The organism is Halosegnis marinus, from assembly GCF_029338355.1.
Classification (GTDB): domain Archaea; phylum Halobacteriota; class Halobacteria; order Halobacteriales; family Haloarculaceae; genus Halosegnis; species Halosegnis marinus.
In genome coordinates this window covers 2,188,686-2,212,963 of record NZ_CP119802.1, presented here as the reverse complement: position 1 = coordinate 2,212,963, position 24,278 = coordinate 2,188,686, and the positions used below count along the sequence as shown (strand labels likewise).

Sequence of the window (24,278 nt, the reverse complement as noted above, 5' to 3'; positions counted from 1 at the left end):
GCTGTGTGTATGTGGCGACCCGGAGAAGTCGTCGGCTCAGCGCGCGCGCTCGACCGTGACGTCGCCGGCCGCGGTGACGGTCACCAGACAGTCGGCGTACTCGAAGGTGACGCTGCCGCGCGTCCCGCCGGGCGTGTCGAACAGCGACGACAGCGCGTCCGGATCGACGGCCTCCGCCAGCGTCGGCAGTTCCTCCATCTCGCGGTCGCGCAGTTCCGTGACGCCCGCGACCACCCGCCCGCCGACGGAGTCGCCGTCGGTCGTCGCGACCACGACGGTGTGGTTGTTCGGTGTCGTCCCCTCGCGAAGCGGTGTGGAGTCGCTCATATGGCTCGGTAGTCCTCGATAGCCATTGGCCGTTGCCGTCGTAAATATCTACGGCTATCGGCGGAACCTCCAGCTCGTGACAGGCGGATAGAAGCTCTCTCGCCCGAGAATATCGCGTTCGACACGTCAGCCGAGGTGCCCCTCGACGAGCGTGGAGACACCCCTGCGGAGCCGCTGTGAGGCGGCGGTGTCGGAGACCCCGAGCCGGGCGGCGAGTTCGCCGAGCGTCACCCCGCGCGGCACCTCGAAGTAGCCCGCGTCGAGCGCCGTCGCGAGGGCCGTCCGCTGGCGGTCGGTCAGCCGCCCGTCGGGGGTCGCCGTTCCCCCGTCCTCGCGGAGCCGGCGCACGTCGACGTCGATGCCGCGGTCGCCACAGCGCCGGTACCAGTCGGCGAGCGCGTCGCGGTCCGGAAAGCGGAGCGCGAGCCGCCAGCCGTCGTCGGTCCCGACGGCGTCGAGGCAGGTGGCGTCCGTCGGCGGCAGGCCGGCCGGCCGCGGGGCGACGGGCGAGTCCCACGCGATGCGGACCAGCCGGTCGTCGGCGTCGGCGTCGAGGACGTCCACCCCGGCGACCCCGTCCTCCCCGGGGAGGCGTCGTTCCACCCAGTCGCGGTCGGCGTTCGAGACGCGGGCGTAGGTGCTCGCGGCCGGCGACAGCGGTACCTCCCGCTCGAACGCGACGCGCACCCCCGGCCGCCCGGAGAGCGAGCGGGAGAGCACGAACGCGTCCGGCGGCACGGTCACGGTCGAATCGATGGTCGAGACCACGGATACAGCCGCGTAGCCCCGATATCCGTATAGTTATAGACCGGCCACGCCGCACAACCCCGCGTTACCGGGAAGCGCCGCCCGCGAGCGGGTCGGCGCGGCCGGGCGGCCCGGCGCGCCCTACTTAAATCGCATCGCGCTCCAAGCCGAACGACCACGGGGGCGCGCGACGACAGGCGGACGCCCACGAGGTGGTATGAATGCCGAGATGCCGGAGCTGTGATTCGTTCGTGACCGCCGACTTCGCCCGGGTGTTCGGGGACAACGAACACGAGGTCCACGCCTGTCCGCACTGCTGTACCCAGACCAACCTCATGGCGGGACGGGGGGCCAGACCGGAGCCGTGAGCGCGCGCCGCCGGTCGGGTAGCCGCGACATAACAAATCCCGTTCCCGGAATCGTCACTGGCGGAGGGACGAAGGGATGCGCACCGACGCGAACGACGACGGCCGACACGGGGACGGGACCGTGCTCGCCGCGATAGAGCGACACGACGGCGGCCCGGACGAGTGTACGCTCTACCCGGTCCGCACGACCGACGAGGACGAACGGATGACGGTGTGGATAACGGCGGCCGGCGAGTCGTTCGTCGGCCTCGACGAGATGCAGTAACTCATTCCGCGCGCAGCGTCACGGTACCGTCCTCGCCGTCGTAGGAGACGACGCCGAGCGCCGCGAGCGTCGGGACGTACTCCCGGCGGACGGCGAGGTACGCCGACCGACGGGCCGCGCCGTCGTCCGCCCGGGCGAGGGCCGCGGCCAGCGCCGCCGCGGAACACCGTCCCCCGTTCTCGCGGAGCGTCCCGAGCAGGCACACGTACGCGCGCCGCCGCTCCGGGCGGTCGTCGAGCACCGCGGCGACGGTCGGCGGCAGCGGCTCGACGGCCGTACACTCCTCGGGCGAGCGGGACATACCGGCCGCGTCTCGGCCCCGAGGTATTGTTATCGTGGGGCTACCGGCCCTACAGCGTGTACTCGTCGTCGGGGTCCATGTCCGCCGCGGGGTCGTGCTGGTCGTCGGTCGCCTGCGTGAACAGGTCCTCGCCGGGGTTCTGCGTCGGCTCGTCGTCCACGTCGAAGGCGGTGAGACCGAGCGTGAGCAGCTCCTCGACGGCCTCGTCGCGGTTGATGAACTCCCCCTGCTGGATGAACCGCTCTATCTCGCTGTCGATGCGGTCCGGGAGGTCGATGGTGGTCTCGGACATGCGTCTACTCGGTTCGTCTCCCTTTTGAATGTACGCTCCGAGGAGAGCCGCCCGTTACTCGCCGGTCTCGCTGCCGCGTTCCCAGACCGCCGTGACGGAGTCCCCCGTCGGCGGTGTGTGGCTGATCTCCTTCATGGTTCGTCGTGCGTCGTCGTCGGTCGCGCTCATCGTGATACAGTAGCACACGATACACGTATTTGAACGTTCGTACAACCTTCGTATAAGACTTAATAGCATATTATGACGCCGAACCCCGCGCCTACCCGGCGGCCACGGCGTTTATTACCGCGTCTCCCGACTACGGTACAATGACCCGTCCCGACGAGCGCGCGCAGTCAGCCCCGCTCGGCGTGGCGCTGCTGCTCGGCCTGACGATACTCGGGACGACGGCGGTCGTCGCGTTCGGCGGCGCGGCGCTGACCGACACGCAGGACCAGTCGGAGTTCGCGCGCGCCGAGCAGGCGATGACGCTGTTCGACTCGCAGGCCGCACAGGTCGCGCTCGGCGACTCGAACGTCCAGACCGTCGACTTCGGCCGCGGCGACGGCACGTACAGCGTGGACCCCGACGCCGGCAGCGTCTCCATCGTCCAACTGGACTGTGACGACGACGGCCCGGACGGGGCCCCGTACGACAACGAGAGCGACGTGCTCGGCGGCGACGACGCGTACATCCTCGACCCGACGCCGCTGGGCGCGGTGCGGTACACGACGACGGACGGCCGCACGCTGGCGTACCAGGGCGGCGGCGTCTGGAGCGGCGACGGCGACGGCGGCTCCGCGATGGTGTCGCCGCCGGAGTTCCACTACCGCGACGCGACGCTGACGCTCCCCATCGTGCTCACGCGCGGCGGGGGCGGGGCCTCCGGAGCGGCTCGCGCGACGGTGACCGCGCCGCGGGACCCGGTCCGCGTGTTCCCGAACGCCTCGGACGCCTTCCCCACCTCGTCGCCCGACTGCGGCGGGGAGCCGTTCCGCAACCCCATCACCGACGGCAACGTCATCGTCCGCATCGAGAGCGAGTACGCGCGGGCGTGGGGCGAGTACTTCGAGACGCGGACGACCGGCGAGGTGACGTACTTCGACACCGACGGTGACGGGGCCGACGACGACGTCGTCACCATCTCGCTCGTCTCGCTGGGCCAGATCGGCGACTTCGAGATGCCCGGGGAGGGCGGGTCGGTCACCGTCTCCGGGGCCTCGGGCGGCCACGCCACCAGCGAGTTCGCCATCACGCTCTCGCCCGACGACAGCGACTCGGCGAACTTCAACAACCTCCAGTGGTCGATGTACGTCGACGAGGGACAACAGCAGTTCGAGATACACGCGCGAAAGTCCGGCGGGAGCGGCTGTTCCGGCGGAACGAGCGACCTCGCGGTGAGCCTGAACATCTACTACTCCGACGACGGGGGCGACACCTACGACGCCTGGCACGCGGACGACGCCTACGAAGCCACCTGTGTGGACGGCGACGGCGACGGGGTCGACGACGAGATACGGCTGACGATGGACTTCGTGGACGACGAGGACGGCGACGGCAGCTACGTCGACTACGGCGAGGGCGACGTGAACCTCACCTACACGAGCAACATCGACCAGCTCGTCTACTTCAAGAACGCCGGCGACGACTTCGGCGGGACGAGCGACTCCACGACGTTCTCCGGCCACGGCGACTGGGAGTCCGAGACGTACACCGTCGGCGACACCGAGAGCATCGACCGGCTCCTCAACCACTACTTCGCCGAGCTTCCCGCGGAGTTCGACCTCGCCGTGGACGACAAGAACTCCGACACGGTGAACGAGGGCGCGTCGTCGGGGCGCATCGTCACCGGGGGGTCGGCCCGCTACGTCACCTACCTCCACGTCACCCGCAACGAGATAGACGTCCGGATGGCGTAGTCACGAGTCGATAGCCACGTCGATGCGCGTCGCCGAGACGTACAGCCGGTCCGTCTCGAACGCGCACTCGACGGTTCCGCCCGACACCGTACACCGGTCGGCGTCGCCGTAGGCGTCGTTCAGCTCCGCCTCCAGGAACCGCTCCCACGTCGGCGCGCGCGCCGCCGCCGTCTCGACGCGGAAGGTCACGTCGTACCGCCCGGCGGCGTCGGGCAGCGAGCCCAGCAACTCGGCGCGCGCCAGGTCCGCACGGATGAGGACGGTCGTCGAGCCGCCGATGGCGTTCACGCCGTCCGGTCGCGTCTCGATGAGCGGGAACGCCGCCGTGCGGAGGCCGCCGGACTCGCGGAACAGGAACCGGGGCTCGTTCAGCAGGACGGAGCCGCTCCCGCCCGTCCGGAACACCGCCCCGTTGAGGTACCGGAGCGTCGTCTCCCCCGTGGTCGGCGCGTAGACGACCGGGCGCGCGTCGACGGAGAAGCTCTGCGTGCCGGTGCCGTTGTCCACGGTGACGTTGAACGTCACCGGGTCGCCGACGTCGATGCGCGCGTCGTACAGTTTGAACTCCGTCGCGCGATTGGGCGCGTTGTCGCGGTGGATATCGTCCATATTGTCCGCGAGGACGTCGAACGCGCGCTCGGCGTTCGTCAGCTGCTCGGCGTCGCGGGCGTCCTGGAGGCCGCCGAAGCCGACGACGTACACGACGCTCACCGACGAGAGCACGAGCGAGAACACGAGGACGAACCCGATGACCTCGCTCACCGCGCGGTCAGTCATTCCGCACCTCCAGTTCCCCGGCGTCGAGCGCGACGGTCAGGTCGCCGCCCCGGACGGTCGTCGCTCGCACGGGGGTCCGAACGCGCACGTCCACGACGACGGTCACCGCCGGGTCGTCCGCGGTGAGCGTCACCCGGACCCTTTCCCCGGGGGTGCCGGGGTCCGACACCCTGACCTGGTAACCGCTCCCCGTCACCGTGCGCGGGTACGACCGCGCGATACCCACCTCGGTCCCGCCCGCGCGGGTCAGCCGGTCGCTCGCCGCGAGGTCGGCCGCCACCTGCTGGCCGATGACCTCCAGTTCGTCGCGCACGGTGTCCTGCCGCTGGTCGGAGACGAACCCGCCCGCGGCGATGAGCAGGCCGATGATGAGCAGCGAGGTGATGCCGAGCGTCAACACGAAGCCGACGACGGTGGAGACGCCGCGCTCGCTCACGTCGGACACCCCACGGGACCGCTCGTGCCGTCGTCGGCGTGGCGCTCGCTGACGGAACGCGACTCGCCCCCGGCCGTGGCCGTTATCGTCACGTCGTACGGGCCGTCACCCTGGAGGGCCGTCGGCAGCGTCACCGTGCCGGGAGCCGTGAACGTCTCGGTATCGCCGTCGCTATCGACGAACGTGACCTCGACGGAGACGGGGTCGCCGTTCGGGTCCGTCGCCGACCACGAGAGGTCGAACTGGTCGTCCCCGCTCGTCCCGTCGTTCACCACGAACGACTCGATACGCGGGGCGGTCGGAACCGTCCGCTCGTCGGGCGCGACGCGCCACTCGCTCGTGAACGTCGCGTCGGCCGACTCGTAGGTCGTCTCGACGGTCGTGTCGTACAGCGCGGGGACCGCGTGGGGCCCGGGGTCGGCCGTGCCGTTGAACACCGACCCGCCGTCCGTACAGCCGTAGCCGAAGTTCCGGTCGTTCACGGCGCTGACGAACGGCCCGACGGCGTCCTCGCCCGCGACCAGGCGGTCGGCGACGAGTTCGTAGCTCCCGACGGCCGAGTCGGGGTAGTCGTAGCGAACGTCGAGACTCCCGCCGAGGTCGTCAAGCGCCTCCAGCGGGGCACACCGCTCGCCGTTGACCCGCGCGGCGGCGTACTCGACGGTCGCCGTGTCCGCGACGACGGAGCAGGTGCCGACCTCGGTGCCGCTGCCGTCGTCGCCCTCGTACACCTGCACCTTCACCTCGTCGTCCGCCTCGTCGGCGTAGACGGCGACGAGGTACGTGTCGGTTCCGTCCTCGAACCGGACGGTGAACGGCGTCTCGCTCCCGCCGAACAGCCCGAAGAGGCTTCCGAGGTCGAAGCTGTCGCCGAGGTCGTCCAACGAGGTCCGGTCGACGGTCATCTCGAAGTTCCGCACCGTCGCGTCGGTGGCGACGTACCACGACGACGCGCTCCCGTTCGCCGGCCGGAAGTCGCTCCCGCCGGGCTCGTCGTCCACGACGCGGACGCCGCGCGACTCGCTCAGGTGGTCGATGGAGACGAGGCGGCCGCTCACCGCCGCCGACCGGCCGAACGCCTCGCTCACGTTCCCTATCGCCTCGCTGTAGTTGCCCTCGACCGCCGCGTAGCTCCCGCCGGCGCCGTTGGCGTGGTCGAGCGCCGCCCCCGCGCCGGCGCGGGCGTCGCGCGCGAAGGTCGTCGCGTCGTCGCCCCCGCCGTCGTAGCGGCTGGCGAGGTTGTGGGTGTAGATGGCGGAGTTGAGCACCAGCGCGATGGCGACGAAGCTTATCGCGAGCGCGAGCCCCCCGATGAGGATGAGCTGGGCGCGGTCGCGGTCGCCGGTCACTGCCGCCACGCGACCACCTCCACGCGCACGACGTTGAACACGATGCTGTCGGGGTGAGCGTCCGGCGCGTAGAACGTGTCCGCGTCGGCGAGCGTCGTCCCCGTCGGGCGGGCGTCCGCGTCGAGCAGCGGGTCGTCGTCGAACAGCACCGTCCGGGCGCTCGCGGAGACGGCGTTGTCCGAGGGGGCGCCGCGGTAGACGACCCGCTGGACGCGGGAGCCGCCGGCAGGCGTCTCGTAGTGGACGTACACGTTCGCGACGATGGACCGGGAGGTGAGCGCCCGCTGTAACAGCGCCCCGAACCGCGTGTCGAGGTCCTCGTCCACGTAGTACGCCTCATCGCTGCTGTCGTGGAACGTCGCGCCCGAATCGTTCCAGTAGCGGAGCGTCACGGACAGCGCGTCGTCGTCCACGGCGGCGGCGAGGACGCCCTCGGCGACCGCCTGCTGTTGGTTCTCGATGTGCTGGCTCGACGTGGACGCCGACAGCGGCGTCACGGCCGTCGCCTGCAGGGCGAAGACGAGTCCGCCGATGAGCAACAGCCCCGCGGTGATGGATTCGAGCGTGAACGCCTGTCCTCTGTCCATTCACCACACCTCCACGACGAGGGCGGCGTCGACGCGGCCGTTGGAGAACGCGCCGTCCACGGTCACCTGCCGCCGCGCGGTGACGACGGACGAGGAGTCGGCCGGCGGGTCGTTTCCGGTCTCGAACGCGAGGTCGTAGTCGTCCCCGGTCATGTCACAGTCGGTCCCCGAGGCGTAGGGGTCCGTGGTCTCGACGAGCGTGTCGCCGCTGTCGGGGGTGTCCGCCCCCGCCTCGTTGGCGTCGATACACAGGAGGTTCGCCGTGCCGTCCCCGTCCAGGTCGCCGACGAGGCTGACGCGGACGTTCATGTCGCTCGTGTCCGTCGCGAGTCGCTCGAAGACACCGTCGGACACGGAGAACCCGCAGTCGCCGGCGGTGTAGAGGTCGGACCCGGTGATGTCGAAGAGGTCCGACCGGACGACGCCGTCGTTGTCCCCGTAGGCGTCGCGGTCGTTCGCCGGGTCGCCGTCGGAGTTCTCCAGGGCGAAGAACGTCGAGACGCACCCGGCGTCGAGCAGGTACGGCTCCGAGACGTCCTCGACCAGCATGCCGGCGGCGACCTGTTCGGCCAGCCGGTCGGCCGCGGCCGTCTCGGCCTGCGTCGAGGACTGGAACGGCTGGACCATCCCGGGGACGAACGTGAGCACGAACGCCACCACGACGAGGAAGACGCTGATGCCGACGGCGAAGTCGAGGACGGTCTGGCCACGGTCGTTCATATGAACAGGAACACCAGTAACGCGAACGTCGGGAGGACGACCGCGAACTTCATCCCCGCAAGGATGGACACGTCACGGATGTAGCCGGCGATGAACCCGGAGATGATGGCCTGGAGGGTGACGGCGTGGAAGAACAGCATCGTCAGCAGGTCGGTGTCGACCCCGCCGGCGAAGCCGCCCGCGCTCGCGCCGCCCCCGCCGCCGGAAGCCTGCTGTGCGAGGCCGGCCATCACGTCGAGGAACTTCAGCTTCAGGATGGCCATCACGCCGAGCAGGGTGAGGTAGGTCATGATGATGATGACCACCTGCATCCGGGTGCGCGACTTGCGGTCGCGCTCGATGTCGTCCTGGTTCTCGGAGGCCTGTGCCGCCGTCGAGAGGACCTGCGTTATCTCTGAGGAGGCCTCCTGTGCCTTCGAGATGAGCTTCACCGTCCGGGCGAGCCGCGGGATGTGGTACTTGTTGTTGAACTCGATGAGCGCGGCTTTCAGCCCGGTGCCGTAGTTCACCTTCGCGTGCATCTCGTCGAACTCGTCCGCGAGCTTTCCCGACGAGGTGTCGGAGACGACCTTGATGGATTCGAGCAGGGTCATCCCCGTGTCGTTCGCGGAGGAGAGCTTCCGGAGGTTGTCGGAGAGGCTCTTCGTGATACCCGTCCGCGAGCGGACGTTCCACTCGTAGAACACCGTCAGCGGGATGCCGTTGAGGTACAGCGGCAGGTACATCCAGACGAAGGTGCCGCGGATGGGCTGGCTCTTCATCCCCTCGATGCTCGTGGGGCCGACGCCCGCCGCGGCGAAGAACCCGAGCAGGACGGCCGTCGCCGGCAGCGTCACCGCGAGGATGGTGAGCGGGTGGTCGCGGAAGAACAGGTGGGGCTGTTTCAGCAGTTCCTTGGTCTCGTGGGTCCCCTCGCGGGACTTGATGCGGTCGAAGACGCCCCACCGGCCCTCGTACCCCTCGACGAGGCCGAGGTCGAACATCTTCCCCGTCGAGGTGCCGACCTCCTCGTCGTCGGCCTGCAGGTAGCCGTCGCCGACCTCGTCCTGGACGACCGTCGAGACCAACACGAGAAAGCCCGCGCCGATGAGCGGGATGAGGCCGTACACCGTCCCGTACAGCAGGATGGTCTGGGCCTCGCCCAGCATCGACATGATGACGAGGATGATGATAAGCAGCAGCGGGAACAGCGACAGCGTCATGAACATCTCGCCGAACAGCTCCAGCGTCTCCAGCACCATCTCCTGTTCCTGCTTGGAGGTGCGCATGTGCTTCTCCTTCTGGTCCTCCAGGAACTGCTCCATGTCCCCGCCGGAGTTGACGATGGAGAGCATGTCCGTGAGGAACTGGCTCAGTTCGTCGGAGGGCGTCTGGAGCGCCTGATTGCGGATGGCGGTCCGGTAGTCCGTGTCGAAGTAGTCGGTCTCGAGGACGATGGACTGGAACTCCTGTGCCACCTCGCCGTAGGTGTCGTCGGCCTTCGCCATCGCCTGGAGGATCTCGAGCTGATTGAGCCCGCCGACGGACAGCGCGTACATGAAGGAGACCGAGTCGGAGAGGAGGACGTTTATCTCGCGTTTGCGCGCGTCGGAGCGGAAGTACGGAACCGACGCCATCGAGCCGAACCCCAGCCCGAAGCCGATGGAGCCGAAGACGAGCCCCGTCACGACGATGAACGCCGGGAGCTTCAGCGCGTTCACGATGGGGATGAGGGAGTCCGGGAGCGGCAGTCCCAGCAGCAGCGGCGCGTCACGGATGAACAGTTCGACGACGAGCCAGCCGGCGGCGGTGCCGGCGAGCCACAGCGCGACGCCGGCGATGGCCCCGATGGCGAGCGCCCGCGAGAGATATATCTCTACCGTCGCGGGCATCCGCGCCTCCGCGAGCTTCGTCTCCATCCCGGCGACGAAGTCGGAGTCCTCGTCGAACAGCCGGCGGTACAGCGGGTAGAAGGCGTCCGAGAGCGCGTCCGCGTCGCCGTATTGCTGGCCGCCCCCTCCCCCGTCGCGCGTCCGGAGGCTCACGACTCGTCACCCTGCGGCCGGCCGCCGTCCGTGCCGAGCGCGCCGGCGATGGAGCCGAAGTCGAAGCCGGTGTCGGCGTCCAGCCCGTCCAGCAGGGCGCTCGCGACCCCCTCGCTGTGTTCGCCGCGGTACTCCTCGAGGAGGGGTTCGGCGGCCTCCAGCGTCTCCCCGGTTTCGGCGAGCATCTCCTCGCCCGCGTCCGGCCGGGGCACCATCGCCTCCTTCTCGGGGTCGATGTCGATCTGGACGGACTCCATCTCGCGGAGGTCCTCCAGCGAGCGCTCCAGGCGGCCGTTGGCGACGAGCGTGAGGATGGTCTCCTCGTCGTTCATGAACGCCTGCAGCGACGCCGCGACCTGCGTGTACGTGTTCAGGCCGTGCTGGATGAGGTACGCGAGGACGATCTTGCGCGTCTCCAGCTGACGATCGAGCTCCTCGTAGGACCAGCCCCGGTCGAACATGATCTGCTCGACGGTGTTCGACTGGCCCATCTTCAGGTACTCGTCGGTCTCGGCCTGCCACTGGTAGACGTCCTGGACGTTGATCTCGTCGTTCTCCGGGTCGTAGTGGTTGATCTCGGTGAGCGACTTGTTCCGGCGGACCTTCCGACCCTGCACCCGTGTCTGCGTCTGAATCGACACGAGGTCGAGCGCCGTGAACATCGTCTTCGAGACGTTGATCGGCTCGGTCGTGAACCGCTTGATGACCTCCCCGACGGAGTCCGCGTGGAAGGTGGTGAGCGTGGTGTGGCCGGTGGACATGACCTGGAAGAGGGTGCGGCCCTCCTCGCCACGGATCTCACCCATCACGATGTACTCGGGCCGCTGACGCAGGGCGGCCTCCAGCAGGTCGAACTCGTCCACGTCGCCCTTGTCGTCGTCCGAGAAGGACGGACGCGTGACGCTGGCGATCCAGTTCCGCTGAGGGAGTTCGACCTCGCGGGTGTCCTCGATGGAGACGATCTTCGCCTTCGACGGGATGAACAGCGACACCGCGTTCAGCGAGGTCGTCTTCCCCGACGCCGTCCCGCCCGCGAATATCAGGCTCTTGTTGTTCTCGATACAGAGCCACAGGAACGCCATCTCGTCCAGCGAGAAGGTGTTCCAGTTGATGAGGTCCACGGGGGTGAACGGGACGTCCTTGAACTGCCGAATCGTGTAGTTCGTCCCGTGGTCCGACACCTCCCGCCCCAGGGTGAGCTGGGCACGGGAGCCGTCGGGGAGGGTCGCGTCCACCTGCGGCTGGCGCTTCGAGATACCCTTCCCCGAGCGCTGGGCCATCTTCACCACGAAGTCGTCGAGCTCCGTCTCGTCGTGGTAGACGTTCGTGATGATCTGCTCGTAGTCGGAGTGGTAGACGAACGCGGGGGAGTTGTAGCCGTCACAGGAGATGTCCTCCACGTTGATGTCGTGTTTGATGCCGTCGATGCGCTCGAACCCGATGAAGTTCCGCTTCAGCAGGTAGAGCAGCTTCTCTATCTGGTACTCGGAGAGGGTGTCGCCGTCCTCCGCGAGCAGCGCGGGTTCGGGACGGACGGACAGCCCTCGGAGCGGCTGGGGGAGCCGCTCGTCGTCGGACTCCTCGGCCATGCCGAGCCCCTCCTTCAGCTGGGCCATCAGGCCGCCGTCGCCGCCGTCGCCGCCGGCCTGGGCGGGCTCCGACCCCGTCTCGTAGAGGTCGTAGCGGTCGAGGAGGTTCCGCGTCTCGCGCTCGATGACGCCGGCGCGGGCGTCGTCGCTCCCCTCGACGACCACGTCGTCCGAGGAGTACTTGATGGCGGTCTTCAGCTTCCCGGAGAGGAAGTCCTTCAGGTCCCGCTCGATGGGGGTGAGGTACGGCTCCACGAGGTAGTACTTCTTCTCGTTCTCCTTCTCGGAGTGGAAGATGATGACGAACGCGTACGGCTCGTTCACCCAGTAGCGGTCCACCTCGCGGAAGTGGCTCTTCTTCTCGTGGGGGACCGCCTTCTCCAGGTCGTAGCGGGAGACGACGGTGGGGACGCCGTCGGCGTCGGAGAAGAAGGCGTCCTCGTCGAGGTCCGGGTTCACCCGGACGGTGTTGTACTCGCGGATGCCGGCGACGAGGTCCGCGACGGCGCTCCCCTCGCCGAGCACGGCGCGGGTGTCGCCCTCGTAGGGGAGCGCGCCGTCCTCGTCGAACGTCTCGCCCTCCGGGGCGTTCCCCTCGTCGTCGTAGAAGAACTCCCGCTTGTAGTCCTCCCAGGTGTACTCGCCGACGGTCGCCCCGCCCGCCTCGGTCGCGGCCCCCTCGTCCGCGACCTCGACGCCGGGCGTCCCGCTCGGTTCGGTGTCGCCGGCGTCGGCGTCGTCGATAGCCATTGCACGAGAGAACACACGACGAAGAAAAAGGTTTGCCCCGATTTCGGCCCCCGTTAAGCGGCGGTTAACGGGTGCGTACTGTCAGTCGAGGAACCGTTCGAGCCGGTCCATCGCGGTCCGCAGGTCGGCCATGGAGGAGGCGTACGACATCCGGAGGTGCCCCTCGCCGCCCTCGCCGAACGCGTCGCCCGGGACGACGGCGACCTGCTCGGCTTCGAGCAGCGCCTCGGCGAACTCGCCCGCGTCGGGCCACGGCGACTCGGGGAACACGTAGAACGCGCCGGTCGCCTCGAAGCAGTCGATGCCCATCTCGTCGAGCCGCGCGAGCACGAAGTTCCGCCGACGATCGTACTGGGTGCGCATCTCGGCGACGTCCGACTCGCAGTTGTCGAGCGCCTCGATGGCCGCGTGCTGGGCCGTCGTCGGGGCCGACAGCATCGTGTACTGGTGGACGCGGTTGAGCGAGTCGACCACCGCCGGCGGCGCGAGCGCGTAGCCCAGCCGGAGCCCCGTCATCGCGTACGCCTTCGAGAAGCCGTTGAAGACGACGGTTCGCTCGCGCATTCCGGGGAGCGTCGCGATGGAGGTGTGCTCGCCCTCGTAGGTGAGCGCGGCGTATATCTCGTCGGCCAGCACGCCGATGTCGTGCTCGCGGCAGAAGGCCGCCACCTCGCGGAGCGCCTCCTCGCTCATCGTCGCCCCGGTAGGGTTGTTCGGGTAGCAGTAGACGAGCAGGTCGGCCTCGCTCGCGCCCGCGGCTTCGAGCGCCTCGCGGGTGAGCGCGAACTCGTCCTCGGCGCAGGTCGGGACGGGCAGCGGCTCGCCGTCCGCGAAGCGGACGCCCGGCTCGTAGGAGACGTACGACGGCTGGGCGATGGCGACGGTGTCGCCGGGGTCGACCAGCGCGCGGAAGGCGAGGTCGATGGCCTCGCTCGCGCCCGCGGTGACGAGTACCTCCGCGTCGGGGTCGTAGTCGAGGTCGTAGCGCGTCACGTGGTCGGCGATGCGCTCGCGAAGCGCGGCCATCCCCTTGTTCGCGGTGTAGGAGGTCTTCCCGCGCTGGAGCGAGTCGATGGCGGCCTCGCGGGCGCGGTACGGCGTCGCGAAGTCCGGCTCGCCGACGCCGAGCGAGACGACGTCGTCCATCTCCGCGGCCACCTCGAAGAACTTCCGGATGCCGGACTCGGGCACCGAGGCGACCCGCTCGGAGGGCGCGAGCGGCCCGTCGCCGCTCATGGCGAGTAGGCGAGGCGGTCGTCGCCGTCGCCGTCCTCGAACCGGTGGCCCGCCCGCTTGTACGTCTCCATCACGTAGTGGGTCACCGTCTGGGTGATTTCGGGGAGGGGCGCGACCTTCTCGGAGACGAACCGCGACACCTCGCCCATCGAGTCGGCCTCCACTTCGAGGGCGAAGTCGTAGTCGCCGGACATGAGCCGGAGCGACTCCACCTCGGGGAAGCCGGCCAGCCGCTCGGCGATGTCGTCGTAGGAGGTCTCGCGGTCGAGCGTGACGTTACACTCGACGTGGGCCTGCACCGGTTCGGGGTCGAGTTTCGCCGGGTCGAGGACGGCGCGGTAGCCGGCGACGACGCCCTCCGCTTCGAGCGCGGCGATCCCCTCGGATACTGCTGCCTCGTCGGTCCCGAGCATCCGGGCGAGGTCGGCGGTCGTGTAGCGGGCGTTCTCCCGCAACAGGTCGAGGAGTTCTGCACGCTCGTCCATACCCCGACCGGCGGCCACGGCGGGGTTAACGCTTGCGTCGCCGTCAGCGTTTTCGGGCCGCCGCCGTCCGACATGATATTTCATGATATACAATGATTCCGCATCTCATTCCTTGTGGCGTACTGTCATACTATGATATATTATCTCACGATATTCTTATTATGCCCCCGTGGATGGCTATGAGCATGCACCAGCACGCGTTGCAGACCGCCGTGTCGCTCTACGAGAGCGGGACGTACACACTGTCGATGGCGGCCCAGCAGGCCGGCGTCGAGGAGTCGCGGCTGCTCGACTGTCTCGCCCGCCGGGGCGTCGAGACCGACGGCCACGTCCCCGAGGACGTGAAGGCGCGCGGCCGCGCCGCCGCCGACTGACGCGAGCGACTCGCCTTTGCCCCTCCCGCCGGTAGCGACCGTGTGAGTCACACCGCCCGGGTCGTCGGCCTCGTCGGCGGCTCCCACCTCTTCAACCACGCCTACCTCGTCCTCCTCGCGCCCGCGTTCCCCTATCTCGCCGCCGACCTCGGCGTCTCCACGGCCGCGCTCGGGCTGGCGGTCGGCCTGGCCGGCGGCGTCGTCACCCTGCTCCAGCTGCCGCTCGGCTACGTTTCGGACACCTACTCGCGCCGGCTCGTGTTCGCCGGGTCGCTCACGCTCGGCGCGCTCGGTGCCGGAACCGTGGCGCTCGCCCCCTCCTACGCGTGGCTCCTCGCCGGACAGGTCGTCGTCGGCATCGGCGTCGCCGGCCACCACCCCGCCCACTACCCGATGCTCTCCTCGGCGACCGACGAGGAGCGGCGCGGGCGGGCCTACTCCGTCCACGGCTTCGCCGGGGCGCTCGGCCTCGCGGCCCCCTTCTCCGTCGTCCCCGCCGCGTACCTGCTCGGCTACGACTGGCGGGTCGCGTTCGGGGCGGTGGCGGTCGCGGGCGGGCTCTACGCCGCCGTCGCGCTGGTCGCGCTCCGCCCCGTCGGCCGCGAGGTGACCCACCCGCCGGACCCGCGCCCGCTCCCCGGCCGCGGGGCGTTCCGTCCGAGTAACGCCGTGCCCGTCGCGCGCCGCGCCGGCCGGGGGCTCCGTGCCGAGGCCCGCTCGCTCGCGGGCGCGCCTCCCGTCCTGCTCCTCACCCTGCTGTGGTTCTCGAACAGCGTCGCCGGGTGGGGCGTCAAGACGTACACGCCCGCGCTGCTCGGCGGCTACGGCCTCGCGCCCGCCGACGCGAGCCTCGTCTCCTCGGCGATGCTCGGCGTCGGGGCCGTCGTCCTGCTCGGCGGGGGCGTGCTCGCCGACCGGGTCGGCTCGCTCCCCGTGATGACGGCCGGCTACGCCGCGCTCGTCCTCGTCGCCGGAACGCTCGCGTGGGGGGCTCTCCCCGCCGCGGCGGCCGTGGTGGTCGTCCTCTCGCTGTCGGCGACCATCGACGTGTCGCGGCCCGCGCGCTCGAAGCTCACCGACGCGGCCTCGGCCCGCGACGACGTGGGGAAGAACTTCGCGCTGATGACCGTCGGTATCTCGGCCGGCGGGGCCGTCGCGCCGCCCGCCTTCGGCTACGTCGTGGAGAGCGTCGGCGCGGGCGTCGCCTTCTACGCCGTGGCCGCGGTGGGTGCCGTGACGCTCGCCCTCACGCTCGCGGTGAAGCGAACGGGGCTCGGGACGCCCGGCGTGGCGGGCGCGCCCGGCGACTAGCTCTCGGCGAAGAACTCCGTCGCGACCGTCCGGTTCTGACTGAACGAGTCGAGGCGGACTCGCCGGGTGCCGAGCGCCGTCTCGACGGTGGCGTACACCTCCGTCGTCATCACGGACTCCTCGCCGTTGCGGACGTGGGTGGGCCACCAGTCGGCCATCCGGGAGTTGTTCAACAGGAACCGCGGCTCGATGGTCCGCGTCGAGAGCGGCGATATCGTGTACGTCTCGTCGACGGTGCGGTTGTCGGCCAGCGCCACGTCGTTCAGCCGCACCGTGTAGGTGATGTCGCGGACGGTGATGAACCGGCTCCGCTCGTTGCGGATGGTGACGGCGGTGTCGATGGGCGCGGTCTCCGCGGTCGCCTCGCCCCACGTCGCCCGCGTCTCGGTGATGGTCGCGACGGTTTGCCCCGACTGCCGTATCTCGTCCGGCTCGGTGCTGTTGAAGCCCGCGAGCAGGTCCGTCGAGACGGTGCGCGTCCGCTCGGGTTCGGGCGCGGCGAGGCGCGTCACGCCGATGTCGGCCGTCGCGTTCGTCGTCGTCACGACGGTCGAGGCCTCGCCGCGGTTGAGGTGGCGCGCCCACCACTCCGGCACCGCGTCGTGGCGGAACTCGCTGACGAGCGCGAGGGTGTTGTTCCCCGGCGCCAGCCCGTCGAGGCTCCCCTCGCCGGAGGCGGCCCGGACCCCGTTGATGTGTGTCTCCTCGGCGACCGACAGCGAGACGAGGTCGCCCACGGCTCCGTCGTTGGGGTTGTTCACGACGACCTCGGTCTCTATTTCGGTCGTCGTCTCCCCGACCTCGCCCCAGCCGCTGGCGGAGGCGACGAGCGACGGCTGCTCGTAGGCGAACTCGTCGGCGCCCGTGTCGATGCTCTCCACCTCGGTACCCCCCTCGCCGAGGAGGTCGGTGCGGAGTTCGGCCTCCCGCTCGAAGACGGTGATGGGGACGCGTTCGAGCTCGCCGTCCTGCTCGACCAGTCCGTACACCCGCACGGAGAGGCGCGTCGTCTCGTTCGCCGCGACGTGGCTCGCCCACCAGTCGGCCATCCGCGGCGTGTCGATGACCGGGTTCGCGGCGAACGTGCCCGACTCGCCCGGCTGGAGGACGAAGGAGTCGTCCGTGGTCCCGTTGCCGACGACGACGCCGTTCATCTCGATGGTGTAGGCGGTGCCGTCGAGCCTGACGGGGTAGTCGTGGACGTTCTCGATGTCCGTCCGGACTTCGAGGGGCGTCTCCTCGGCCGTCGCCTCGCCCCACGAGGCGCGCTGGTTCGAGACGGTCATCACCGAGGTGTTCCCCACCGCGACGGTGCGCTCGCCCTCGGAGGTGACGGCCCCGAGCAGGTCCGTCTCGATGGTCCGGGTCCGGTTCGGCAGGTCGACGCTCACCGGCAGGCCCGGGAGCGAGACGCTCGGGGCCGTCACGAGCTCCGTACGCTCGTCGTTGTTGACGTGGGTGACCCACCACGCCGGTATCTGTTCGTTGCGCAGCGGGACGGTGACGTTCAGTTCGTTGCGTCCCGGCCGGAGGCCGACGCCGCCCTTCGACCCGTCGGCGACCGGAACGCCGTTCATCGTCACGGCGAACCCGAGCCGCGCCGCACCGGGAATGGACTGGTCGTTGGGGTTGTCGAGCACCAGCCGCGTCCGTATCTCGGTCGTGTCGCCCTCGACCGCGCCGAACTCCGACTCGACGGACTCGACCGTCGGCTGCTGGAAGTCGGAGCCGAGCTGGTAGAGATACGCTCCGACCCCGGCGCCGACGAGCAGGAGCAGCACGGCTCCCACCTTCAGCGCCGTTCCGCGTGTGACCATAGATGGCGTTCACAACCCTCCCGCATGAAGCCGACGGCCGTTTGTGCCCGCGGCCCGTCGCCGCGGTATGCGCTATCTCCCCTACGCCCTGCTCGGGCTGGCGGCGTACACCTTCGTCGCGCCGCTGACGAAGCTCGCCACGCGCGACCTCCCCAGCACGACCGTCGCGCTCGTCACGAACGGGATGCTCGCCGTCGCGGCGCTCGCGGTCGTCCTCGCCACGAACGGCAACCCCGTCGCCTCGCTCACTCACCCCGACGCCAAGTACATGTTCGCTGCCGGCGCGTTCCTCTCGGTCGGCATCATCGCCTACTACCGGGCGCTCGCGCTCGGCCCCGTCTCCGTCGTCGTCCCCGTGTTCGGGACGTTCCTCGTCACCTCGGCGGCCGCCGGCGTGTTCCTCCTCGACGAACCGCTCACGGCCCGGAAGGTCGCGGGCGTCGCGCTCGCGATCGTCGCCGTCTACCTCGTCGCCGTCGAGTAGCGCACAACGCCTTTGGCCGGCGCGCCGCTACTGCGGGTATGGTCCAGGCAGAATCCGAGTCCGAACTGCACCGCGGCGACGTCGCCCCCGACTTCCGGCTGGACGGCACGGACGGGGCCAGCTACACCCCCGACTCCTTCGCCGACAACGACGCGCTGCTCGTCGTCTTCACCTGCAACCACTGTCCGTACGCGAAGGCGAAGTTCGGCGCGCTCAACGCCATCGCGGCCGACTACGACGACTGCGCCGTCGTCGGCATCAACCCCAACGACGCCGAGGAGTACCCCGACGACTCCTACGAGCGGATGTGCGAACTCGTGGACGACGGGACGGTCGCCTACGACGCGTACCTCCGCGACGACGACGCCTCGGTCGCGGACGCGTACGGCGCCGTCTGCACCCCGGACCCGTTCCTCTTCGGACGGGAGGACGGGGAGTGGGTGCTGAAGTACCACGGCCGGCTCGACGACGCGCTCAACCCCGACGACGAGCCGTCCGGTGGCCCCGGCTCCGAGGCGCGGCGAGCTATCGACGCGGTGCTCGCGGGCGAGGACGTGGAACTGGACGACAACCCCTCGCGGGGCTGTTCCATCAAGTGGCCGGAGGCCTGAGCTACTTCCCCGCGCCGGCCGCGCGCCCGCCGACGAGGTCGGCGAGGCGGGCGGCGAACAGCGGCGCGACGACGAGGCCGACGGAGAGCAGGCCGACGGCCGTGATGAGGACGCTGTCGAGCGTGGCGCCGAGGCCCGAGAGGGCGAGCCCGCCGGCGGCCACGCCGAGCGCGGCGAGGAGGTTCGTCATTACCGGTTTCAAACCGTCTCGGCCATTTAAACTCAGCGTGACGACCACCCGCATGAAAGGCGCTCACACGGCCCACACCGTACGGTTTCGCGCCCACACGGGACCGACGACCCCCGGACCGGACGGAACCTTTTCCCCCGTCCCCCTCGACCCCCGGCCGTGAAACGCGTCGGTTACGTCTCGCTCGTGCTCGCGGCCCTCGCGGTCGTGGCCGCCCGCGTCGTCGAGCGCGCGCTCGCGGAGCCCATCGCGACCCCGCTCGGCGACCTCACCCTCCAGTTCCTCGTGGTGAAGGGGCTCACGCTCGCCGCGGTGGCGCTCGCGGCCTACGGCGTTTACCTCGTCGTCGCGGGATTCCTCGTCGCGCGGGCGGCCGACAAGCGCCGGAAGCACGACGTCCGCAACGTCGTGAAGCTCGCCGTCGGCGGCGCGGCGCTCGCGGCCGGCTTCGGCGTCGTCACCGAGCAGTGGGTCGGCCTGCTCGTCTCGCTCGGCGTCGTGGGCTTCGCGGTTACCTTCGCGCTCCAACAGCCGCTGTTCTCGCTCATCGGCTGGCTCTACATCATGCTGAAGCGGCCGTACCAGGTCGGCGACCGCGTCGCCATCGAGGGGTCGAAGGGGGACGTGGTGGCGGTGGACTTCCTCGTCACGACGCTGTGGGAGATCAACGGCGACCTCGTCTCGACCCACCAGCCCTCCGGCCGCATCGTCACGCTCCCCAACTCCGTCGTGCTCTCCTCCCACGTCCACAACTACTCGTGGGAGGGGTTCCCGTACGTGTGGAACGAGCTGTCGATACAGGTCGCCTACGAGACGGACCTCGCGTTCGCGCGGGAGCTGATGGTCGAGACGGCCGACGACTACCTCGGCGCCGAGATGGCGGAACACGTCGCGCAGTACCGCGAACGGCTCGCGGAGACGCCCGTCGAACTGGAGGTGGGCGAGCGACCGAGCGTGAACGTCCGGCAGGGCGAGTCGTGGGTGGAACTCCGCCTGCGCTACCTCGTCCACCCGCGCCGCGGCACGCGCGTGCGTAACGACCTCTACGAACGGTTGCTCGCGGCGCTGAACGAGCATCCCGACCGGGTGTCGTTCCCGGTCGGGCGGAACCGCTGAGTCCGCCGGCCGGAACGTATTTGCGTCCGGTGGCGTTTCGACTCGTACATGGACACCTGGGTCGAGGAGATAGAGGGCTGGAAGAGCCGTCCCTTCTCGGGCGGCTACGCCGGCCTGCACGACCTCGCCGACGCCGACTTCTCCGGGGCCGTCTCCGCCGGCAGCACGTGGGCGCTGTTCGTGAACGGCCGCGTCGTCGCCGTCCGCCTGTACAAGCAGACGGCCGCCGGCCCCGAGTTCGAGGCGGGCGACATCGAGCGGTTCGCCGACGCCGACGGCACGGTGTACGAGGCACCCCATCCCTCCGTCCCCCTGCTCGTCGCGATGATGCTCGCCGGCGGCGAGACGCGCGGCCGCTACTACACCCAGCAGACGCCCATCGAGGAGGTGGACGGAACCCTCACCGAGGGCGGCTTCACGGGCTACGTCGAGCTCTCGGAGAACGTCCTCTCCGGCGACTACTACACCGTGTATCAGGCCGGGCGCTCGATGGACCTCGCGTTCGTCGGCAACGCCCGGCGCCTGAAGACCGGCGACGAGGCCCGCGAGGACGCACACGACGAAGTGGGTATCTACGAGGTGGTCGCCGCCGACATCGACGTGACCGAGATACCCGAGACCGAGGACTCGTCGCCGGGGGCCGCCGCGGGCGTCGGCGCGGGCGGCGCAGCGGCGGGGGCCGCGCCCGACGTGGACGACGAGGCCGACGCGGACGACGGAGCGGAGCCCGACGACGACTCGGTCGGTCGCGAGGACGGGGTGGCCGGCGCCGCGGGCGGCGCGGCCGTGGCCGCCGCGGCGACCGGGGACGCGGATTCGACCGCCGAGGCGGACGCCGTGACCGACGAGGAGCCGGAGGCCGATGGTACGGGAGACGAGCCGGACGCGGAGGCCGACGCGGACGACGGGACAGAGCCCGACGCCGAGCCGGACGGGACCGCGGCCCGGACGGCTGGCCCGGAAGCAGACGTCGCCGAGCCGGCGGGGGGCGACCCCGCCGGGGACGAGTCCGACGACCGGGACGGCGCCGCCGACCGCGACGACCCGGTCGGCGCGGTGGCGCGCGTCTCCCGCGAGGAGGAGCCGCCCGCGGGCGACGACCTCGTCGGTCGCGACGCCGACGAGGGGACGGCCGCGAGCGCGGTGTCGAACGCGCCCGAGGCGCCGCCGGCGGAGGAGGCGTCGGAGCCGGCCGGCGCGGCGGCGTCGCCGACCGAACGGCTCGCCTCCCGGTCGGTCCCGTCGCTCGACCCCGAGCGGACCGCGGAGGGCGACGGGTCGGCCGCGGCGGCGGTCGGCGGTCGGCGCGACCGACCCGGCGCGCGCCGGCAGCCGGACCCGTCGCCCGACCCCGAGCGGGAGCCCGAATCGCGGGAGGCCGACGGCGCGGACCCCGAGGAGCTCGCCGAGCTCCGCGAGGAACTGGCCGGCGTCCGCGAGTCGCTCGCCGTCGCCGAGACCGAGCGCGACGAGGCGCGGGAGGAGCTGGCCCGCGTCGAGTCGGAGCTCGAACGGGTCCGGAACGACCGTGACGACCTCGAAGCCGAACGGGACGACCTCCGCGGGGAGGCCGAGCGTCTGCGCGGCCGGATCAACGACCTCGAGGCGGAGCTCGGGGGAAGCGGCGACGGCCCGTCGCTGACCGAGGCGGAGGCGCTCGCGGGGACGAACCTGTTCGTCCGCTACGCGTCGAAGGGGAAGACGACGGTGGAGGACGCCCGCGACGGCAACGGGAGCCCGGAGGAGTTACGCGAGAACCTGCGTATCACCTCGCACACGCGGTTCGAGGCCGAGGGCGCGAGCGTCGACGGCCGCCCGTTCGAGGAGTGGCTCCACGCGAGCCAGCGCTACCGGTTCGCGGAGTGGCTCGTCGCGCGGCTCGTCTTCGAGGTGCGCGACACGGGCAACGCCGACCGGATGGGGGACCTCTACGACGCCCTGCCCGACATCGACCGCATCGAGTTGGACGGGGCCATCGCGGTCCCGGACGGCGACGAGGAGGTCGAGGTCGGCTTCGACGTCGTCTGTCGCGACCGGATGGGCGAGCCGCTGTTCGCGGCGAACCTCGACGCGTCCCGCGAGCCCGTCGGGGAGGAGGAGATGGCCGAACTCGTCCGGGACGCCGTCGCGGTGTGTCGCGCGGAGCGGACGTTCGCGGGCGCGTTCTACCTCACGGCGGCGTTCTACGAGTCGCCCGCCCTGGAGACGGCTCGCGACGCCACGAGCGGGAGCCTACTCAGTCGGGACTCGCGGCTGAGCTACGTGAAGGAGTCGAGAAATCGCGGCTTCCACCTCTCGCTCGTCGAGTCCCGCGACGACGAGTTCCACCTCTCGGTTCCGGACCTCTAGGACTCTATCTCCGGCACGTCGTCTATCTTCATTCCGTCGAGTTTGTCGACGATCTCGTCTATCTTGCCGTCGAGGTCGCCGACGAACTCCACGGTGGTCTCCGTCGTGATGGCGCCCTGGCTGGAGGGCTCGATGAGGTTCTCCTCCTCGAGCACGCGCAGCGAGTAGCGCACCTTGTGGTGGGGGTAGCCCGTCTCGTTCGACATCTTGACGATGCCGATAGGCTCGTTCTCGATGACCATCCGGAGGACCTGGAGGTGCCGTTCGAGCATATCGACCTCCTTCTCAAGCCTGTCTATCATGGCATTTGTTAACTTGTGTTGTCCGCTTTTAAAGGTTCCCCTATGCGGGTGAGGAACAACGCACGAGTTCACGTTCCGCGGTCCTCGGTTATAGCCCTTGTGACCCTCTCCCGTGTTACAGTCTCCGTCCGGGGCCGGGGCGGCGCGCCCGCGCTATCGAAACCGGTTTAGTCGGTGCCTCGGACCTCTCCGTGTAATGACCGTCACTATCGTCGGCGCGCAACTCGGCGACGAAGGGAAGGGCGGCATCGTCGACGTCTACGGCGATGCGGCCGACGTCGTCGTCCGCTATCAGGGCGGCGACAACGCGGGTCACACTGTCGTTCACGAGGGCGAGGAGTACAAGCTCTCGCTCGTTCCGTCGGGGGCCGTCCGCGGCAAGGTGGGCGTGCTCGGTAACGGCTGTGTCGTCAACCCCGCGACGCTGTTCGAGGAACTGGACGCGCTCTCGGAGCGCGGCCTCGACCCGGATGTCCGCGTCGCGGAGCGCGCCCACGTCATCATGCCGTACCACCGCGTGCTCGACGGCATCGAGGAGAAGGCGAAGGAGGAGGACGACGAGGAGATCGGCACCACGGGCCGCGGCATCGGCCCGACCTACGAGGACAAAGCGGGCCGGCGCGGCGTCCGCGTCGGCGACCTGCTCGCGCCCGACGTGCTCCGCTCGCGGCTCGAACGCGTCGTCCCCCAGAAGCGCGCCGTCGTCGAGGAGGTGTTCGGCGTTCCTGCCGACGACCTCGACCGCCCCGAGGCGCTCGACGTGGACGCGATGTACGACCACGCCCGCACGTTCGGCGAACGCCTCGCGGAGCGCGACATGGTCGTCAACGCCGGCGAGTACGTCGCCGCCGCCCGCGACGAGGGGCAGCAGGTGATGTTCGAGGGCGCACAGGGGACCATCATCGACATCGACCACGGGAACTACCCGTACGTCACCTCCTCGAACCCGACCGCCGGCGGCGCGGCCGTCGGCTCGGGGACGAGCCCCGCGGTCGTCGGCGCGGGCGAGATACTCGGCATCGTGAAGGGGTACCTCACCCGCGTCGGCTCCGGCCCGATGCCCACCGAACTCGGCGGCGTCGTCGGCGACACCCCCGGCTACGACGAACAGGGCGCCGGCGAGAACGAGGACCTCGCCACCTACATCCGCGAGGAGGGCGGCGAGTACGGCACCGTCACCGGCCGTCCGCGCAGAGTGGGCTGGCTCGACCTGCCGATGCTTCGCCACTCGGCGCGCGTCAACGGCTTCTCCGGTATCGCCGTCAACCACGTGGACGTGCTCGCCGGCCTCGACGAGGTGAAGGTCGGCCACTCGTACACGCTCGACGGCGAGGAGACGCTGACGATGCCCGCCACCACCGAGCAGTGGGGCCGGTGTGAGGCGAACTTCCGCACGTTCGACGGCTGGCCGGCGTTCGACTCCGAGGCCGTCGCCGCCGAGGGGTACGACGCGCTCCCGGAGAACGCCCGCGCCTACCTCGAATACGTCGCCGACGAACTCGACGCGCCCGTCTACTGCGTCGGCGTCGGTCCCGGCCGCGAGCAGACCGTCGTCGTCGAGGACGTCTGGTAG

General features: G+C 70.1%; 27 protein-coding genes. 10 read left to right on the top strand and 17 right to left on the bottom strand.

What is annotated here, in order from left to right; all coding sequences use genetic code 11:
* Positions 1-36: 36 nt before the first annotated feature.
* Together P2T37_RS12325 and P2T37_RS12320 are read right to left on the bottom strand one after the other, a co-directional pair.
* Complete coding sequence (locus P2T37_RS12325) at positions 37-327, bottom strand: HalOD1 output domain-containing protein (protein ID WP_276234252.1); 291 nt, start codon at positions 325-327, stop codon at positions 37-39.
* A 126-nt stretch (positions 328-453) separates the two neighbouring features.
* On the bottom strand, positions 454-1,095 hold the full coding sequence (locus P2T37_RS12320; protein ID WP_276234251.1) for a helix-turn-helix domain-containing protein: 642 nt from the start codon (positions 1,093-1,095) through the stop codon (positions 454-456).
* A gap of 200 nt (positions 1,096-1,295) precedes the next feature.
* Between P2T37_RS12320 and P2T37_RS15475 the strand changes: the two genes are divergently transcribed.
* Positions 1,296-1,442, top strand: a complete 147-nt coding sequence (locus P2T37_RS15475; protein WP_420028479.1) for a DUF7563 family protein — start codon at positions 1,296-1,298, stop codon at positions 1,440-1,442.
* A gap of 76 nt (positions 1,443-1,518) precedes the next feature.
* Positions 1,519-1,707, top strand: coding sequence for a DUF7511 domain-containing protein (locus P2T37_RS12315; RefSeq protein WP_276234250.1), 189 nt, complete (start codon positions 1,519-1,521; stop codon positions 1,705-1,707).
* Position 1,708: 1 nt separating this feature from the next.
* On the opposite strand, the gene P2T37_RS12310 is transcribed toward P2T37_RS12315, so the two are convergent.
* From P2T37_RS12310 to P2T37_RS15535, 3 genes are read right to left on the bottom strand one after another with little or no spacing between them, the layout of a single operon-like run.
* Positions 1,709-2,008: a DUF7344 domain-containing protein gene (locus P2T37_RS12310; protein ID WP_276234249.1), complete on the bottom strand. Its 300-nt coding sequence runs from the start codon at positions 2,006-2,008 to the stop codon at positions 1,709-1,711.
* Positions 2,009-2,057: 49 nt separating this feature from the next.
* Complete coding sequence (locus P2T37_RS12305; RefSeq protein ID WP_276234248.1) at positions 2,058-2,300, bottom strand: DUF7120 family protein; 243 nt, start codon at positions 2,298-2,300, stop codon at positions 2,058-2,060.
* A gap of 54 nt (positions 2,301-2,354) precedes the next feature.
* Entirely contained in the window at positions 2,355-2,468 is a 114-nt protein-coding gene (locus P2T37_RS15535) for a DUF7989 family protein (RefSeq protein ID WP_465261734.1), read from the bottom strand.
* A 140-nt stretch (positions 2,469-2,608) separates the two neighbouring features.
* On the opposite strand from P2T37_RS15535, the gene P2T37_RS12300 reads away from it, so the two are divergent.
* Entirely contained in the window at positions 2,609-4,198 is a 1,590-nt protein-coding gene (locus P2T37_RS12300) for a DUF7289 family protein (RefSeq protein WP_276234247.1), read from the top strand.
* Here the strand turns inward: P2T37_RS12300 and P2T37_RS12295 are convergent, their stop codons facing one another.
* From P2T37_RS12295 to P2T37_RS12255, 9 genes are all read right to left on the bottom strand, one after another.
* The gene (locus tag P2T37_RS12295) at positions 4,199-4,975 is read right to left on the bottom strand and encodes a DUF7289 family protein (protein WP_276234246.1); all 777 of its coding nucleotides are present in this window, start codon (positions 4,973-4,975) and stop codon (positions 4,199-4,201) included.
* Positions 4,968-5,411, bottom strand: a complete 444-nt coding sequence (locus P2T37_RS12290; RefSeq protein ID WP_276234245.1) for a DUF7266 family protein — start codon at positions 5,409-5,411, stop codon at positions 4,968-4,970. The genes P2T37_RS12295 and P2T37_RS12290 overlap by 8 nt, the downstream gene beginning before the upstream one ends.
* Positions 5,408-6,769 (bottom strand): DUF7261 family protein, encoded by a 1,362-nt coding sequence (locus P2T37_RS12285; protein ID WP_276234244.1) that lies wholly within the window; start codon positions 6,767-6,769, stop codon positions 5,408-5,410. The genes P2T37_RS12290 and P2T37_RS12285 overlap by 4 nt, the downstream gene beginning before the upstream one ends.
* Positions 6,757-7,347, bottom strand: a complete 591-nt coding sequence (locus P2T37_RS12280; RefSeq protein ID WP_276234243.1) for a DUF7288 family protein — start codon at positions 7,345-7,347, stop codon at positions 6,757-6,759. Before P2T37_RS12280 ends, P2T37_RS12285 begins: the two co-directional genes overlap by 13 nt.
* Positions 7,348-8,067, bottom strand: coding sequence for a DUF7287 family protein (locus tag P2T37_RS12275; RefSeq protein WP_276234242.1), 720 nt, complete (start codon positions 8,065-8,067; stop codon positions 7,348-7,350).
* A complete protein-coding gene (locus P2T37_RS12270; RefSeq protein ID WP_276234241.1) occupies positions 8,064-10,091 on the bottom strand; it encodes a type II secretion system F family protein in 2,028 nt (675 codons plus the stop codon). The genes P2T37_RS12275 and P2T37_RS12270 overlap by 4 nt, the downstream gene beginning before the upstream one ends.
* Positions 10,088-12,430: a type II/IV secretion system ATPase subunit gene (locus P2T37_RS12265; protein WP_276234240.1), complete on the bottom strand. Its 2,343-nt coding sequence runs from the start codon at positions 12,428-12,430 to the stop codon at positions 10,088-10,090. Before P2T37_RS12265 ends, P2T37_RS12270 begins: the two co-directional genes overlap by 4 nt.
* 81 nt (positions 12,431-12,511) lie before the next feature.
* Positions 12,512-13,666 carry a pyridoxal phosphate-dependent aminotransferase gene (locus P2T37_RS12260; protein WP_276234239.1) on the bottom strand — a complete coding sequence of 385 codons (1,155 nt, stop codon included), beginning with the start codon at positions 13,664-13,666 and terminating at the stop codon, positions 12,512-12,514.
* The gene (locus P2T37_RS12255) at positions 13,663-14,151 is read right to left on the bottom strand and encodes an Lrp/AsnC family transcriptional regulator (protein ID WP_276234238.1); all 489 of its coding nucleotides are present in this window, start codon (positions 14,149-14,151) and stop codon (positions 13,663-13,665) included. Before P2T37_RS12255 ends, P2T37_RS12260 begins: the two co-directional genes overlap by 4 nt.
* Positions 14,152-14,330: 179 nt before the next feature.
* Between P2T37_RS12255 and P2T37_RS12250 the strand changes: the two genes are divergently transcribed.
* On the top strand, positions 14,331-14,525 hold the full coding sequence (locus tag P2T37_RS12250; RefSeq protein ID WP_276234237.1) for a DUF7317 family protein: 195 nt from the start codon (positions 14,331-14,333) through the stop codon (positions 14,523-14,525).
* 42 nt (positions 14,526-14,567) lie between these two features.
* Complete coding sequence (locus P2T37_RS12245; RefSeq protein ID WP_276234236.1) at positions 14,568-15,836, top strand: MFS transporter; 1,269 nt, start codon at positions 14,568-14,570, stop codon at positions 15,834-15,836.
* On the opposite strand, the gene P2T37_RS12240 is transcribed toward P2T37_RS12245, so the two are convergent.
* Positions 15,833-17,653, bottom strand: coding sequence for an LEA/WHy family protein (locus tag P2T37_RS12240; RefSeq protein WP_276234235.1), 1,821 nt, complete (start codon positions 17,651-17,653; stop codon positions 15,833-15,835). The two genes, P2T37_RS12245 and P2T37_RS12240, sit on opposite strands and share 4 nt — an antisense overlap.
* 67 nt (positions 17,654-17,720) lie before the next feature.
* Here P2T37_RS12240 and P2T37_RS12235 point away from each other — a divergent pair, with 67 nt between their 5' ends.
* Both P2T37_RS12235 and P2T37_RS12230 read left to right on the top strand, forming a co-directional pair.
* Positions 17,721-18,137, top strand: coding sequence for an EamA family transporter (locus P2T37_RS12235; protein ID WP_276234234.1), 417 nt, complete (start codon positions 17,721-17,723; stop codon positions 18,135-18,137).
* A 38-nt stretch (positions 18,138-18,175) separates the two neighbouring features.
* A complete protein-coding gene (locus P2T37_RS12230; RefSeq protein WP_276234233.1) occupies positions 18,176-18,748 on the top strand; it encodes a thioredoxin family protein in 573 nt (190 codons plus the stop codon).
* Between the two features lies 1 nt (position 18,749).
* Here P2T37_RS12230 and P2T37_RS12225 read toward each other — a convergent pair whose 3' ends face one another.
* On the bottom strand, positions 18,750-18,938 hold the full coding sequence (locus P2T37_RS12225) for a hypothetical protein (protein ID WP_276234232.1): 189 nt from the start codon (positions 18,936-18,938) through the stop codon (positions 18,750-18,752).
* A gap of 159 nt (positions 18,939-19,097) precedes the next feature.
* Between P2T37_RS12225 and P2T37_RS12220 the strand changes: the two genes are divergently transcribed.
* Both P2T37_RS12220 and P2T37_RS12215 read left to right on the top strand, forming a co-directional pair.
* Positions 19,098-20,054 carry a mechanosensitive ion channel family protein gene (locus P2T37_RS12220; RefSeq protein WP_276234231.1) on the top strand — a complete coding sequence of 319 codons (957 nt, stop codon included), beginning with the start codon at positions 19,098-19,100 and terminating at the stop codon, positions 20,052-20,054.
* Positions 20,055-20,102: 48 nt separating this feature from the next.
* On the top strand, positions 20,103-22,403 hold the full coding sequence (locus tag P2T37_RS12215) for a DUF7527 domain-containing protein (RefSeq protein ID WP_276234230.1): 2,301 nt from the start codon (positions 20,103-20,105) through the stop codon (positions 22,401-22,403).
* Here P2T37_RS12215 and P2T37_RS12210 read toward each other — a convergent pair.
* Positions 22,400-22,705, bottom strand: a complete 306-nt coding sequence (locus tag P2T37_RS12210; RefSeq protein WP_276234228.1) for a hypothetical protein — start codon at positions 22,703-22,705, stop codon at positions 22,400-22,402. The genes P2T37_RS12215 and P2T37_RS12210 overlap by 4 nt on opposite strands.
* Positions 22,706-22,901: 196 nt before the next feature.
* Between P2T37_RS12210 and P2T37_RS12205 the strand changes: the two genes are divergently transcribed.
* Entirely contained in the window at positions 22,902-24,278 is a 1,377-nt protein-coding gene (locus P2T37_RS12205) for an adenylosuccinate synthase (protein WP_276234227.1), read from the top strand.

Coding starts and splice junctions, on each gene's coding strand:
- P2T37_RS12230 (WP_276234233.1), top strand. CDS start 18,176: ATGGTCCAGGCAGAATCCGAGTCCGAACTGCACCGCGGCGACGTCGCC.
- P2T37_RS12315 (WP_276234250.1), top strand. CDS start 1,519: ATGCGCACCGACGCGAACGACGACGGCCGACACGGGGACGGGACCGTG.
- P2T37_RS12235 (WP_276234234.1), top strand. CDS start 17,721: ATGCGCTATCTCCCCTACGCCCTGCTCGGGCTGGCGGCGTACACCTTC.
- P2T37_RS12305 (WP_276234248.1), bottom strand. CDS start 2,300: ATGTCCGAGACCACCATCGACCTCCCGGACCGCATCGACAGCGAGATA.
- P2T37_RS12310 (WP_276234249.1), bottom strand. CDS start 2,008: ATGTCCCGCTCGCCCGAGGAGTGTACGGCCGTCGAGCCGCTGCCGCCG.
- P2T37_RS15535 (WP_465261734.1), bottom strand. CDS start 2,468: ATGAGCGCGACCGACGACGACGCACGACGAACCATGAAGGAGATCAGC.
- P2T37_RS12215 (WP_276234230.1), top strand. CDS start 20,103: ATGGACACCTGGGTCGAGGAGATAGAGGGCTGGAAGAGCCGTCCCTTC.
- P2T37_RS12295 (WP_276234246.1), bottom strand. CDS start 4,975: ATGACTGACCGCGCGGTGAGCGAGGTCATCGGGTTCGTCCTCGTGTTC.
- P2T37_RS12205 (WP_276234227.1), top strand. CDS start 22,902: ATGACCGTCACTATCGTCGGCGCGCAACTCGGCGACGAAGGGAAGGGC.
- P2T37_RS12275 (WP_276234242.1), bottom strand. CDS start 8,067: ATGAACGACCGTGGCCAGACCGTCCTCGACTTCGCCGTCGGCATCAGC.
- P2T37_RS12265 (WP_276234240.1), bottom strand. CDS start 12,430: ATGGCTATCGACGACGCCGACGCCGGCGACACCGAACCGAGCGGGACG.
- P2T37_RS12300 (WP_276234247.1), top strand. CDS start 2,609: ATGACCCGTCCCGACGAGCGCGCGCAGTCAGCCCCGCTCGGCGTGGCG.
- P2T37_RS12210 (WP_276234228.1), bottom strand. CDS start 22,705: ATGATAGACAGGCTTGAGAAGGAGGTCGATATGCTCGAACGGCACCTC.
- P2T37_RS12225 (WP_276234232.1), bottom strand. CDS start 18,938: ATGACGAACCTCCTCGCCGCGCTCGGCGTGGCCGCCGGCGGGCTCGCC.
- P2T37_RS12260 (WP_276234239.1), bottom strand. CDS start 13,666: ATGAGCGGCGACGGGCCGCTCGCGCCCTCCGAGCGGGTCGCCTCGGTG.
- P2T37_RS12280 (WP_276234243.1), bottom strand. CDS start 7,347: ATGGACAGAGGACAGGCGTTCACGCTCGAATCCATCACCGCGGGGCTG.
- P2T37_RS15475 (WP_420028479.1), top strand. CDS start 1,296: ATGCCGAGATGCCGGAGCTGTGATTCGTTCGTGACCGCCGACTTCGCC.
- P2T37_RS12250 (WP_276234237.1), top strand. CDS start 14,331: ATGAGCATGCACCAGCACGCGTTGCAGACCGCCGTGTCGCTCTACGAG.
- P2T37_RS12240 (WP_276234235.1), bottom strand. CDS start 17,653: ATGGTCACACGCGGAACGGCGCTGAAGGTGGGAGCCGTGCTGCTCCTG.
- P2T37_RS12255 (WP_276234238.1), bottom strand. CDS start 14,151: ATGGACGAGCGTGCAGAACTCCTCGACCTGTTGCGGGAGAACGCCCGC.
- P2T37_RS12325 (WP_276234252.1), bottom strand. CDS start 327: ATGAGCGACTCCACACCGCTTCGCGAGGGGACGACACCGAACAACCAC.